The sequence below is a fragment of the Pectobacterium carotovorum genome, assembly GCF_033898505.1.
Lineage (GTDB): Bacteria > Pseudomonadota > Gammaproteobacteria > Enterobacterales > Enterobacteriaceae > Pectobacterium > Pectobacterium carotovorum_J.
In genome coordinates, this window is record NZ_JAXAFK010000002.1 from 173,851 (window position 1) to 187,488 (window position 13,638).

Annotated in this window: 9 protein-coding genes and 1 pseudogene; all 10 read left to right on the forward strand. The window is 47.5% G+C overall.

Annotated features, from left to right (window positions below; all coding sequences use genetic code 11):
• Positions 1-147 precede the first annotated feature (147 nt).
• Positions 148-2,511, forward strand: coding sequence for a class I SAM-dependent DNA methyltransferase (locus tag R9X49_RS12815; protein WP_319848772.1), 2,364 nt, complete (start codon positions 148-150; stop codon positions 2,509-2,511).
• A complete protein-coding gene (locus R9X49_RS12820) occupies positions 2,511-3,881 on the forward strand; it encodes a restriction endonuclease subunit S (RefSeq protein WP_319848774.1) in 1,371 nt (456 codons plus the stop codon). The genes R9X49_RS12815 and R9X49_RS12820 overlap by 1 nt, the downstream gene beginning before the upstream one ends.
• Positions 3,878-7,126, forward strand: a complete 3,249-nt coding sequence (locus R9X49_RS12825; protein ID WP_319848775.1) for a type I restriction endonuclease subunit R — start codon at positions 3,878-3,880, stop codon at positions 7,124-7,126. The genes R9X49_RS12820 and R9X49_RS12825 overlap by 4 nt, the downstream gene beginning before the upstream one ends.
• Before the next feature lie 57 nt (positions 7,127-7,183).
• Positions 7,184-8,284: pseudogene (locus R9X49_RS12830) on the forward strand (virulence RhuM family protein).
• Between the two features lie 321 nt (positions 8,285-8,605).
• Positions 8,606-8,854: a ribbon-helix-helix domain-containing protein gene (locus R9X49_RS12835; protein WP_319848776.1), complete on the forward strand. Its 249-nt coding sequence runs from the start codon at positions 8,606-8,608 to the stop codon at positions 8,852-8,854.
• Between the two features lie 3 nt (positions 8,855-8,857).
• Positions 8,858-9,133, forward strand: a complete 276-nt coding sequence (locus R9X49_RS12840; RefSeq protein ID WP_319848777.1) for a type II toxin-antitoxin system RelE/ParE family toxin — start codon at positions 8,858-8,860, stop codon at positions 9,131-9,133.
• A gap of 224 nt (positions 9,134-9,357) precedes the next feature.
• Entirely contained in the window at positions 9,358-10,164 is an 807-nt protein-coding gene (locus R9X49_RS12845; protein ID WP_319848779.1) for a helix-turn-helix transcriptional regulator, read from the forward strand.
• 456 nt (positions 10,165-10,620) lie between these two features.
• Positions 10,621-11,049, forward strand: a complete 429-nt coding sequence (locus R9X49_RS12850; protein WP_319848781.1) for a GNAT family N-acetyltransferase — start codon at positions 10,621-10,623, stop codon at positions 11,047-11,049.
• Positions 11,050-11,139: 90 nt separating this feature from the next.
• Positions 11,140-12,261, forward strand: a complete 1,122-nt coding sequence (locus R9X49_RS12855) for a cupin domain-containing protein (RefSeq protein ID WP_319848782.1) — start codon at positions 11,140-11,142, stop codon at positions 12,259-12,261.
• Positions 12,262-12,434: 173 nt separating this feature from the next.
• Positions 12,435-13,595, forward strand: a complete 1,161-nt coding sequence (locus R9X49_RS12860) for a lipase family protein (protein WP_319848783.1) — start codon at positions 12,435-12,437, stop codon at positions 13,593-13,595.
• The last annotated feature ends 43 nt before the right edge of the window (positions 13,596-13,638 follow it).

The following is a 13,638-nucleotide window of genomic DNA, read 5'->3' on the forward strand; positions in this document are numbered from 1 at the left end:
ACACCTGTCGTATCTATCCCGCCTGAGAATGTTTACCAAAAAATCGATTACCAAAATCCCGTTTCAAAACGACGGGAATCAATGCCGTGCGATGCTAGCTGGCTTATGTATAATCACCTCTATTCGTTACACTCTTTGGTAATCCTCATGTCTAACACTAACTTCTCTCAGACGGCTGCCTTTATCTGGTCCGTTGCTGATTTGCTTCGTGGTGATTTCAAACAATCCCAATATGGGCGCGTGATTCTGCCTTTTACTCTCCTACGTCGGCTTGAGTGTGTGTTAGTCGCGAGTAAAGAGGCGGTGTTAGCAGAAGTCGAAAAGCTGAAGGCTAGACCGCTGCCAGAAGAAGGACGAGATAAGTTTCTGTTACGTGCTACCAATGGTCTGTCGTTCTTTAATACCTCGCCGATGGATCTCGGCAAGATGGGTCAGAACGACATTAAGGCGAATCTGGAGAATTACGTTCAGTGTTTCTCAAAGGATGCGCGTGAAATCTTTGAACACTTCAAATTCAGTGAGTTCGTTGGCCTGCTGGATGATGCCAACCTGCTGTTCAAAATCGTCAAAAAATTTGCCACCACAGATCTAAGCCCGAAGGCTATTTCCAACCATGAAATGGGGCTGGTGTTTGAAGAGCTGATTCGTCGTTTTGCGGAAAGTTCAAATGAGACTGCCGGGGAACACTTTACTCCACGCGATATCGTGCGTTTAACGACCTCACTGGTGTTTATGGAGGATGATGAAGCGTTGTCTAAAGACGGCATCATTCGTACCATTTACGACCCGACTGCGGGAACGGGCGGCTTCCTCTCTTCCGGCATGGAATACGTGCATGAGCTTAACCCGAATGCGGTAATGCGAGCTTTTGGTCAGGAACTTAACCCAGAGTCTTACGCCATCTGTAAAGCCGATATGCTGATTAAAGGACAGGATGTTAGCCGTATCAAACTGGGCAACACCCTTTCCAACGATCAGTTACCGCAAGACCAGTTTGACTATATGCTGTCGAACCCGCCGTTCGGTGTGGACTGGAAAAAGATTGAAGGTGAGATTAACGACGAGCATCAACTGAAAGGCTTTAATGGCCGTTTTGGCCCCGGTTTACCGCGTGTGTCCGATGGTTCTCTATTGTTCCTTCTACATCTGATCAGCAAAATGCGTGATACCCATAATCCTGATGGTTCAGTCAGTGATGGTGGGCGTATCGGCATTATCCTCAACGGTTCTCCGCTGTTTACCGGTGGTGCGGGTAGCGGTGAGAGCGAAATCCGCCGCTATATTCTGGAAGCTGATTTGTTGGAAGGGATTGTCGCGCTGCCGATGGATATGTTCTACAACACGGGGATTGCGACTTACGTCTGGATTCTGTCGAATAAGAAAGCCGCGGAACGCAAAGGCAAGGTCCAACTGATTGATGGCACCAACCTATGCGGCAAGATGCGTAAGTCTCTGGGTTCCAAGCGTAACCTGATGGGCGAGGATGATATTAAGCTTATCACCCGCACGTTTGGTGGTTTTGAGGTGGTTGATGCGATTTCTCTTGAAGCCTTAGGTCTTGAAAAAGCACCGGAGCAAAAATCCAACCGTGGTCGCCAGTCTGCTACGGCTAAAACCGAAGCGCCAAAAACCTTTGCCAGCAAAATCTTCAATAGTACCGATTTTGGCTACCGTCGCCTGACCATTGAGCGCCCGCTGCGTTTATCCGCACAGATTACAGATGACGCGATCGCTGCTCTGCGCTTTGCACCGAAGCCGTTTAACGCGCCGATGGAGCGCCTGTTTGAAGTGTTTTCCGCACAGTGGCAAAGCGATAACTATGGCAATTTTGCAGACATTGAAGTTGAAGCGCGTGCCATTATCAAAGCGGAATTTGCCGAGCTGAAAGAGAAGCAAATTAAAGACTTGCTCGACAGCAAACTGTGGCTGGCGCAGCGCGAATTAATGGAAAAAGCTCAGCAGATTCAAACCGTGCTGGGAACTCAAGCGGGTGGCAAAACGCAAGTCAGCAACGACTTTAACCAGTTCCAACTTACCCTGAAAGGGGCGATCAAAACCGCAGGCGTTAAGCTCGATACCAAAGAGAACAAGCAGCTTATTGACGCGATCACCACGAAAAACCCAGATGCAGAACCGGTGGTGAAAAAAGTGCTGAAAGAAGCCGCTCAGCCGCTGTACGGTGCGTTTGAGTATCAAGGCAAAGTGGTGGAATTCGAGCAGGATGGCGATCTGCGTGATAACGAGAATGTGCCGTTGAATCCAGCGCTCTCTACCAGTGACCTGATCGAGAGCTATTTTAAAGCGGAAGTGCTGCCGCATGTGGCCGATGCTTGGATTAATGCCGATAAGCGCGATGCCAAAGATGGTGACATTGGCATTGTCGGCTATGAGATTCCGTTTAGCCGCCATTTCTATGTGTATCAACCGCCGCGTCCGCTGGAAGAGATTGATGCCGATCTGGATGCGGTCAGCGCCGAGATTATGAAGCTACTACAGGAGGTGCATTCCTGATGGCTAAATATAAGGCGTATCCGGAGTATAAAGAGACGCGGCTTGGTTGGTTAGCGGAGATTCCCGCCCACTGGGATGCGAAAAAATTAAAATATTTAGGGCAGGCAATTATAGGGTTAACCTATTCGCCTGATGATGTTGTTAATGAGGCTGAGGGAACTCTAGTTTTACGTTCTTCTAATGTTCAAAATGGGAATCTAGATTTTTCAGATAATGTGTATGTAACGAAAAAAATCCCATTCCAACTTAAGGTCAAAGAAAATGATATTCTTATATGTGCACGAAATGGTAGTCGAGCACTAATTGGGAAAAATGCAAGAATAACCAAAGAAGCTGAAGGGATGTCCTTCGGTGCTTTTATGTCAATATTCCGTAGTCACTATAATAATTATCTATCCAAGGTCTTCAATTCTGCGTTATTCGAATATCAGTCAGGCTCTTTCTTAACAGCAACGATAAATCAGCTCACTACCTCTAATTTGAATAGTTTCGAAATACCACTTCCGCCAAAAGAAGAGCGAGATCATATCGTTCACTTTCTGGAGCACGAAACTGCAAAAATCGATAACCTGATCGAGAAACAGCAGCAACTGATTGAAATGATAAAAGAAAAACGTCAGGCAGTGATTAGCCATGCCGTTACCAAAGGGTTAAATCCTGATGTGCCAATGAAAGATTCTGGCGTTGAATGGTTGGGAGAAGTGCCAGATCATTGGGATAAAATAAAACTAAAACATATCACAAGAAAAATAATTGATGCTGAACATAAAACGGCACCGTATTTTGATGATGGTGAGTATTTGGTTTGCCGTACAACAAATGTTAAAAATGGTAAATTATATTTAGAAGGCGGTTTATATACAGACCAGAATACTTACAATGAATGGATTAAAAGAGGGAAGCCAGAGTCTGGAGATATATTATTTACTAGAGAGGCTCCAGCAGGGGAGGCATGTGTTTATTCTGGAGATATTCCTCTTTGTTTAGGACAGAGGATGGTTTTATTTAAACTAGAAAAAAACAGAGTTGTTCCTGAGTTTGTTTTACATTCAATTTATTCAGGCCTATCTGACGATTTTGTTAAGCAACTATCTCAGGGAAGCACAGTTTCTCATTTTAATATGTCTGATATTCAGAATTTGCCTTTATATGAACCACCGCTCTGTGAACAAAAAGAAATAAAAGAATATTTAGAATGTAATTTATCCAAACATGATAACTTGATTGTATCTGCACAAGATATGATTTCCCTTATGCAAGAACGCCGCACCGCCCTTATCTCCGCCGCCGTCACGGGCAAAATCGACGTGCGCGGTTGGGTTGCACCTGACACGCAGGACATTGAGGAATCACAGGAGGTGAACGCATGAGCATGGACTCCACCAAAGAAGCGATCTTCCAGAGTGAAATGATTGCACAGATGGTTGAACATGGCTGGATTGTCGGCAAAGGTGATGGCTATGACCGTGAACGTGCGCTGTATTCGCAAGATGTGCTGACCTTCGTTAAAACGACTCAACCGCAGGAGTGGGAAAAGCTGGTTAAGGTTTTCCCTACCGATACCGAGCGCCATTTCCTCGATGCGCTGGTGGTACAGCTTAAAAAAGCCGATAGTAACGCCACCGATAAACTCTCGCGCACCTACGGTACGTTGGGTGTATTGCGTAATGCGCTAAAAATCCGCAATGCGCGTTTTACGCTATGCCAGTTTAAACCCGAGCACAATTTAAACCCGGAAACGCTGGCGCGTTATCAGCAGAATATCTGCCGTATTGTGCCGGAACTGGTTTATAGCCCGTATGCTACTAAAACGGCGTTTGAAGAAACGGGCTTAAAAGCTAAAAAATGGCGTATCGATCTGGTGCTGTTTGTTAACGGCCTGCCGGTGGCGACGCTTGAGCTGAAATCCGAATTCAAACAGGCGGTACAAAACGCGATTAAGCAATATAAGAAAACGCGTTTGCCGAAAGACCCGTTAACCAATAAACCTGAACCGCTGCTGACCTTTAAACGCGGGGCGCTGGTGCACTTTGCCGTCAGCCAGTATGACGTGTTTATGGCGACGAAATTAGCCGGTGATGACACCTTCTTCCTGCCCTTTAATAAAGGTACGGCGGACGGCGGTGCAGGGAATGTCATTCCTGAAAATGAAAACGAGTACGCCACCAGCTACCTGTGGAATGAGGTGCTGCTGCCGGACAATTTGCTAAACATTCTCGCGCGTTTTGTGCATTTGCAAATTGAAGAGAAAGAAGACTGGAACGGGCTGAAGGTTAAAAAAGAGAGTTTAATTTTCCCTCGTTATCACCAGTGGGATGTGGTGAATAAACTGATTCACGCTGCCACGAAAGAAGGCACCGGTAATAAATACCTTATTCAGCACAGCGCCGGTTCCGGTAAGTCCAATTCGATTGCCTGGACCGCACACCAGCTTTCTACACTTTATGATGATAAGGGGGAAAAGCAGTTCCACTCGGTGATTGTTGTTACCGACCGAACGGTATTAGACGACCAGCTTCAGGATACTATCTACCAGTTTGAGCATCAGGACGGCGTGGTCGGGCGCATTAATAATAAAGAAGGCGACGGCTCTAAATCAGAAAAACTTGCCAGTGCGCTGGAAAACTCACAGCCGATTATTATCGTTACCATCCAGACCTTCCCGTTTGTGCTCAAGGCCATCGAAAACAGCGTCAGCCTTAAGCAACGAAAATATGCGGTAATTGCGGATGAAGCGCACTCTTCCCAAAGTGGTTCCACGGCGCGTCAGTTAAAAGAAGTGCTGATGACAGAAGAATCGGATGACGATGTGGTGTTGTCGTCGGAAGATATTTTGGATGCCACCGTTGCCGCGCGAAAAGGCAGTAATAATCTTAATTTTTATGCGTTTACCGCCACGCCAAAAGCCAAAACGCTGGAGCTATTTGGCCGTCGACCTCATCCGCTTGAACCCGCATCCAAGACTAATAAGCCGGAAGCATTCCACGTTTATTCGATGCGCCAGGCGATTGAAGAAGGCTTTATTCTTGATGTGCTGAAGAATTACACCAACTACAAAGTGGCGTATAAGCTGTTGCAAAAGCTGGACGATCCTGACCGGGAAGTGGACAGTAAAAAAGCTAAAATTAAGCTGAACCAGTGGGTTACGCTGCATGAACATAACGTCTCGCAAAAAGTAAAAGTGATTGTCGAGCACTACCGAAAACATGTCATGCATTTACTCGGCGGACAGGCGAAGGCCATGGTCGTGACCAGTTCGCGTAAAGCGGCGGTGCGCTACAAGCTGGCGTTTGATAAGTATATTGCTGCGAACCACTACCAGAAAATTAACGCCATGGTGGCGTTTTCAGGTGAAGTGGAATTTGTTGAAAGCGATCAAAATAGTCTTGCGTTGTTAAACAAGAAATTCACCGAAATCAATATGAATCCGGGGCTGAAAGGCCGGGATATGCGCAAAGCCTTTGATAGTGATGATTATCAGGTCATGCTGGTTGCGAATAAATTCCAGACGGGGTTTGACCAGCCAAAGTTGTGTGCCATGTATGTGGATAAGCCGCTTGGCGGGGTGGAGTGCGTGCAAACACTCTCACGCCTAAACCGTATCTACCCGAGTAAAGCGCAGTCCGGCACCTTCGTGCTCGATTTCTACAATGACCCGGATGATATTCTGGGGGCTTTCCAGCCTTACTATCAGACTGCCGAGCTGACAGATGTTAGCGACCCGCAGTTAGTCTTCGAGCTATTTGAGAAGCTCCGCGCCAGCGGTATTTTCCTGTGGAATGAGGTTGAACAATTCTGCGAAGCGTTCTTTACCAAAAATAAATCCAACGCGGCAATTAGTAATATTTGTAAACCCGCTGTTGAGCGCTGGAAAAAACGCTATACCTCGGCCATTGATGCCTATGTGTTGGCGAAAGAAATTTTTGAACGTACGAAGAAAACTAACGATGTAGTGCTGATTACCAATGCTGAAAATAGCTTTAAAAGCTGTAAGCAAGAGAAAGACAAGCTGGATATCTTCAAGAAAGATCTCGGCAGCTTTGTCCGTTTCTACGAGTTTATGTCACAAATCGTTGAGTACGATGATAAAGAACTAGAGAAGCTCAGCCTGTTTGCCCGCCATCTACGGCCAATGCTGCATGAACAGAATGTTGAAGAAGATGAGATTGATTTAAGTAATGTGGAAATGAGCCATTACCGCTTATCAAAAATTCATGAGCAACATCTGAAACTTCAGGAAGATGCCGAAGAATACAAAATAAAGCCGGGCAATGACATTGGTACTGCCAAGCCGAAGGATAAGAAAGAAGAATTTCTGTCACATATTCTGGCGCGCCTTAACGAGCTGTTTATTACGGATAATCTGACCGATAAAGACATGATTAATTATGCTTTTAGCGTGCGTGACAAGTTATCGGAAAATCAGGCGGTGATGACGCAGATTGCGAATAACACGCGCGAACAGGCCATGCTGGGGGATTTCCCTAAAGCGATTGATGACGCGGTGTTGGACAGCAATGACGCGCAGCAGGAGATGATGATGCAATATCTGTCTAATCCTGAACTGGCAAAAGGGTTTGCCCGGGTGGTGTTTGATATGTTGAAAGGGGCTTGATTTTTTCACTGACAGGGCATCACCATTCAGCCGATGGCGCATAAAAACAGAGGCACCATGACAGATAAACATTTACCTCAAGCCCCAGTCGGTGAATTCATCATGTTTACCAGTCAGGATGGCAAAATACGTATTGAATGCCGTTTTGAAAACGATACGTTATGGTTATCGCAGGCGATGATCTGCGAATTGTACGGTAAAGCCAAAGCCACCATCAGCGAGCATATCAAAAACATCTTTGAAGAAGATGAATTGGATGAAAATTCAGTTGTTCGGTTTTACCGAACAACTGCCAGCGATGGGAAAAGCTATCAGGTTCAGTACTTTAATCTGTCATTGGTACTGGCCGTCGGTTACCGCGTCCGTTCAACCCGGGGCACCCAGTTCCGCCAGTGGGCCACGCAAACCTTGCAGGAATACCTGATTAAAGGCTTTGTGATGGACGATGAGCGGCTGAAAAATCCGCCGGTCGGCCCGTCGGTGGTGCCCGATTACTTTGGCGAGATGCTGGAACGCATCCGCGATATTCGTGCCAGTGAAAGGCGCGTCTATTTACGGGTACGGGAAATTTTTGCTCTCGCAGCGGATTATCAACCCTCACTAAAAGAAACCACGCTTTTTTTCCAGACTATCCAGACTATCCAGACTATCCAGACTATCCAGACTATCCAGACTATCTAGACTATCTAGAATAAACTGCATTTCGCCTGTACCGGGAAAAAGGCTGCTGAGCTCATTCACCAACGTGCCGATGCCAGTCTTCCTCATATGGGGCTGACCAGCTTTAAGGGTGATGAAGTGCGTAAAGGGGATGTCACCGTCGCTAAAAATTATCTCAATAAAAGCGAAGTTGATGAACTGAACCGCGTGGTCAACATGTGGCTGGATTTTGCTGAAGATCAGGCCAGACGTCGGCAGCAGATATTTCTACGTGACTGGCAGGAAAAATTAGATCAATTCCTGCAATTCAACGATCGTGATGTATTAAAAGGTGCAGGTACGATCAGTAAGGAAATGGCGGATGATATGGCTCAGGCCGAATATGAACAGTTTGCCGAGCAACAGCGCCGTATAAAAGAAGCAGAGGGCGAACGGGATATCACTGAGCTATTACAGTGGCAAGTCAATCCGAAAACTAAGGATGAGCCAAAATCCTAGGAAGAATGCAGCGCTAAAATTCCGGCGCTGACATTTCGTTTCACCTGCATTCCGTGACCTCAGGCCGTGGGGTGCTTTCTGATTAAAGTGCATCCAGATTGCCGTGTGGTTATGTGATTCTGTAGTCCCTCCGGTTTTTAGTACCACCGCCAATGAAGGTCTCCGACCAGTTTTTGCCTTGCATAGATAACAGGTGGCACATCACCCAGTGAGCGTATGACATAGCAGGGATGCTGATGTGGTACTTGCCACAGGTAGTGACGCTAACAGAATCATGCTATTTTAATAAGTGTTATTAACTTTCATTAAAAGGTGATGCTCATGGGACAACCAGCGAAACAGACGATCAGTGCTCAGATACCCGCCGAACTTGCGGCTGCGGTTGAAAGCCTGGCTATTGAACTGGATAGATCCAAAAGTTGGGTGATTAAAGAAGCGTTGACCGCAATGATTGAAGAGAGAGAGCGGCGGCATCAGCAGATTTTGAAAGGCCTTGCTGATGTCGATGCGGGAAGGGTGGTAAGCCATGCAGATGTGATCGACTTCGCCAACAAACTGAAAAAGTCATAATCAATGAAAATACGTTGGACGCGAAAGGCACAGGATGACCTGGAACGTATTTACGGGTTTGCCAGTCAGTACAGTCGGCAACATGCTGACGAGGTGTTAGATCGCTTGATCATCGGCACCACGGGGCTTGCTGACCACCCGAGAATCGGCGTATCTCAGGCAAGATATGAACCACGCGAGGTGAGAAAGATCTTGTTTGATGATTATGAAGTTCACTATGAAATTCAGCACGATACTATTTATATCGTCGATCTTTGGCATACACGAGAAGATCGCTGAATTTTGTTGTCCTTCGATAGAAACCCCACCAAACTTTAAAAATTGCTTATCGTAGGAACAGCAAGCTCAATGAATAAGTTGAGTACGTTAGCACTTCTCTCCATCTGTAACCCTGCCTTTGCTGCTGCACTTGAAGCAACAAGACGAAAACACAAAACACTATTTTGTGTTTTTTACTCAATACTGTGTTTTAATGGTGTGAATTCTATATGGAGTATTGCACTATGCCACAGAATAAGATCAAGCAACTTCGCACCCAGCTATCCATCACTCAACGTGAGCTGGCAGAAAGAGTGGGAACTAGCCAGCAGCAGATTCAGCGTATAGAGGCTGGTAAAGTTGCCGCCAAACTAGGCTTGGCGCAGGCGATATGCGCTGTTTTGAATAAGCCGTTAAGCGCAGTGTTTCCCGACGGTGATGAAGTGCTGAAGGAATTCCGTACCTATCGTAGTCAAACTGATGAAGATTTGAATCATTTTGCAGCCAAAGGCATTGAGATCGATAGCTGTGCTTGGTCTGTAAAACTCTATCTTAGGGGGCACCAAGATCCGCTCTGGTTAGCGATATCTGCGGCTGATAAACGTCGATTCTATGCTTATTTCCAGGAGAAAACGTATCCGGGAGTAGAACGCTTTTTTGTGTTCGACTCAGACCAGTATCGCTATGCGTTAAATACTCGTGAAGTAGTATTTCACCAATTCCTATTTGAACCTGTTGCCCCCATTTACAGTAATGGAGATGAGAATAGGGATGACGATTTCTATTATAATGTCCACATTACCCTGGAAAATGGTGGCCCGATTATCGGACTGAGTGTTGAGCCAGATGAACCTGAATCTGAAGATATTGAGGATATAGGTCAGTTAGGCGCATTCTTTGAGATATTGGAGTGTGACCCAGAGACAGCGGAACGTTATGTGATCACCGATATGGATGGCGAGGACGCCTTTATCCGCATTGGCTCAATCGCTATGGTGAAGGTTTCGCTTGATGCGTTAGAGCCTGCTGAAGATGGCGAAGATGAAGTTTAATTAATTGATTTATATCGCTTTTAAAATAAATGAAGATGAGTATATATGTGAGTATACAATCTAATAGATCTGGTTTTTAAAATTATATTTATCAGTTGCTTACGTTGTAAAATTCGGTCCGGTCTTGACCATAGTATGAAAGTCAAGTCACCTCAGGGTGGCTTTTTTTATGCCTGAAATTCAGAAGATTGTATCCTTTTCCTGACATCCTTTCCCCAAAACACTCTCAAACTACCTAGTCTTTCTTTTGTAAGCACACACGCTTCTGTTGCACACGGAGAAGCCTAATCGCCATGCAGAGAGTCGTGTACCGAAAGGAGGATTGTGCTTATGCTGAAACGCAGTGCCTGCGTTGGGTTGCGTGCAGAAGCTCGGGGATCTCTGAAACCATATTTCCAGCGGCGCGTTATTCATGCAACCTCATGATTTTTAATAAACGGGAACCTAGGAGGGCGAGTGGAATTAATCGTGACGCACGATATTACCGATAGCGATCGGGAAGAGCTTTTTGCGGGCCTGAGAAGCTACAACCATCGGTTTATTAATCCTGCCTCTTTTGGGCAAATCGGTATTTTTCACCGAAATAGTGCCGGGACTATGCTTGGCGGGCTGATCGCAATGCGTAAAGGGTTATGGCTGTGTATTGATTATTTGTGGGTGAGCGAAGAATCCAGAGGTTTGAAGTTCGGTAGCGCGTTGATGAAGGGAGCGGAGCAGGAGGCGATGCGTCTTGGGTGTCGTCATGCGCTTGTGGATACCTTTAGTTTTCAGGCGCTTCCTTTCTATGAAAAGCAAGGTTATCAACTGCAAATGTCTTTACCTGATTTTCCTGAGGAAGGCATGTTAAGACACTATCTAATAAAGAAGAATATGCAGGCTGCATGATAGTTATCCGCCCATTGACCAATGACAAAGTAGATAAGGCGTGGCCTTCTTTATAATCAGGCTCGTTTCTCTTCTCACTGGTGTGGACGCATGGCTTACCAACTTAACCTTAACTGGCCAGAATTCTTAGAAAAATACTGGCAAAAACAACCTGTTGTACTGAAGAGCGCTTTCCCTGATTTCGTCGATCCGATTACGCCGGATGAGCTGGCAGGTCTGGCGATGGAGGCGGAGGTCGATAGCCGTCTGGTCAGCCATAAAAATGGTCAGTGGCAGGCCAGCAACGGGCCGTTTGAGCATTTTGATAATCTGGGTGAAACCGGTTGGTCGTTGCTGGCTCAGGCGGTGAATCACTGGCATGCGCCGTCTGCCGAACTCGTGCGTCCGTTTCGCGTGTTGCCGGATTGGCGTTTGGACGATCTGATGATCTCCTTTTCCGTTCCGGGTGGCGGTGTTGGCCCGCATATCGATCAGTATGATGTTTTCATCATTCAGGGGATGGGTAGCCGCCGCTGGCGAGTGGGTGACAAGCTGCCGATGCGCCAGTTCTGCCCGCACCCTGCGCTGCTGCATGTCGATCCTTTCCCGCCGATCATTGATGAAGATCTTGAGCCGGGCGACATTCTCTATATTCCGCCAGGTTTCCCGCACGATGGCTTTACTCACGAAACCGCGCTCAACTACTCCGTGGGGTTCCGCGGGCCGAACGGCAGAGACTTAATCAGCAGCTTTGCTGACTACGTGCTGGAGAACGATCTCGGCGGTGAGCATTACAGCGACCCGGATTTGACCTGTCGCGAGCATCCGGGGCGGGTTGAAGACTATGAGTTTAACCGCCTGCGCGAGATGATGATCGATGTGATTAATCAGCCAGAAGCGCTTAAACAGTGGTTCGGTCGCTTTGTGACGACGCCGCGTCACGAGCTGGATATCGCTCCGGCAGAGCCGCCTTACGAGCAGGACGAGATTGTGGGGGCGCTGATGGACGGTGATGTGTTGACGCGTCTGAGCGGGCTGCGGGTGCTGGAAGTGGGCGGTAGCTACTTTATCAACAGCGAACGACTGGACACGGTCGATCCGAAAGCAGCGGATGCGTTATGCCGCTATACCGTTCTCGGTAAAAAAGAACTGGGCGAGGCGCTGGAGAATCCGGCATTCGTGGCTGAGTTAACCGGGCTGGTTAATCAGGGCTACTGGTTCTTCGACGAATAACAGGCTTCTCACAGGCGGCTTCTGAGAACACACGGCAGGTGTGGCTCGAGGCCGCATCTTAGCCTACGAATGGCCTGCTATTGCTCGCAATTAGTTATTGATTGAATTAATTGGCAATGGGTAAGTGAGCTATCTTTTAGGGTGATGTGAAATCAACCTCCTGGAGAGACGTCATGTTCCATTCACCCCAGATACAGCGAAGCGTATTGACGTTATTTTTTGTTATATCGTTCGGCATGTTGCCTCTGCGTTCTTCAGCAGAGGCGGACACACCCGGTTCTTTGATAGAAAAAACGACGTTGGATGCGAAAAATGGCTTACAGGAAGCAGCTGAACAGTATCTGATTCGATACCGTTCGTTGAGCGGCGTGGATGGGAAAAGTCCACGGGAAGACACCGGTGCCGTGTTCATCCCGAAAGGCGAAACGCCAAAAGGGGGTTGGCCCGTCGTGGTATGGGCTCACGGGACGGTCGGTGTGCAGACAAGCTGTGCGCCTTCTCTTAACCCGCGTTCAGCGCGTGATGCGCAGTATCTGAATACGTGGCTGTCGCTGGGGTTTGCCATCGTGGCCCCGGACTATGCGGGGCTCGGATCTTCCGGGTTGCATCACTATCTCAATGCGCGGGGGGAAGCGTGGAGCGTTCTGGACGGTGTGAAAGCCGCGCTTGGCGCATTCCCGTTACGCAATCAACTGACCATTGTGGGGCAGTCGCAAGGGGCACACGCGGCTTTTGCGAGCGTGGGCTACCAGCCTGACTATGCGCCGGATCTGCATATTGTCTCAACCGTGTTGACCGGCACGCCTTATTTTGATGACAAGACCTCTGCGGCGGCACTTTTCGCCGGGGGCGGTGGGGCGAAAGAGGGCGGCGATCCAAAAATTCCCTATGCGATGTACATCTATCTGTCGGCAGCCGATACGGAAAAAGGGCTGAATGTGGATGATTATTTCACGCCGAAAGCCGCTGCTGATGTGTCCGCCGCGCGTGAAATGTGTATCGATGAGTTAACGAAAAAAGTGATGGATGATGGCCTGAATGCGGGTAATAGCCTGAAGCCTGCAACACAGGGCTTACTGGAAAGTCAGACGGCCAGTTTGCGCTATAACACCCTGAAAATCGCCCATCCGGTATTTATTGGTACCGGGACGCAGGATATTGACGTGCCCGCCATCATGCAGCGTGCATTCGCGCGTGATGTCGCTAAAGCCGGAACGTCAGTTGACGTGCATGAATATAAGGGGATGAACCACAGTGAAACCGTTAATGTTTCACTGCGTGACTCGGTTCCTTTCGTACTGAAAAATCTGCACGCTGACGCGAAAAAACACTAAGCGACACTTTTACATCAACGTCCCGGTGAGCCTCCGGGACGTG

Bases quoted from the DNA above. Each gene is read 5' to 3' on its own strand.
- R9X49_RS12845 (WP_319848779.1), top strand. From the start codon at position 9,358: ATGCCACAGAATAAGATCAAGCAACTTCGCACCCAGCTATCCATCACT.
- R9X49_RS12855 (WP_319848782.1), top strand. From the start codon at position 11,140: ATGGCTTACCAACTTAACCTTAACTGGCCAGAATTCTTAGAAAAATAC.
- R9X49_RS12860 (WP_319848783.1), top strand. From the start codon at position 12,435: ATGTTCCATTCACCCCAGATACAGCGAAGCGTATTGACGTTATTTTTT.
- R9X49_RS12815 (WP_319848772.1), top strand. From the start codon at position 148: ATGTCTAACACTAACTTCTCTCAGACGGCTGCCTTTATCTGGTCCGTT.
- R9X49_RS12825 (WP_319848775.1), top strand. From the start codon at position 3,878: ATGAGCATGGACTCCACCAAAGAAGCGATCTTCCAGAGTGAAATGATT.
- R9X49_RS12840 (WP_319848777.1), top strand. From the start codon at position 8,858: ATGAAAATACGTTGGACGCGAAAGGCACAGGATGACCTGGAACGTATT.
- R9X49_RS12820 (WP_319848774.1), top strand. From the start codon at position 2,511: ATGGCTAAATATAAGGCGTATCCGGAGTATAAAGAGACGCGGCTTGGT.
- R9X49_RS12835 (WP_319848776.1), top strand. From the start codon at position 8,606: ATGGGACAACCAGCGAAACAGACGATCAGTGCTCAGATACCCGCCGAA.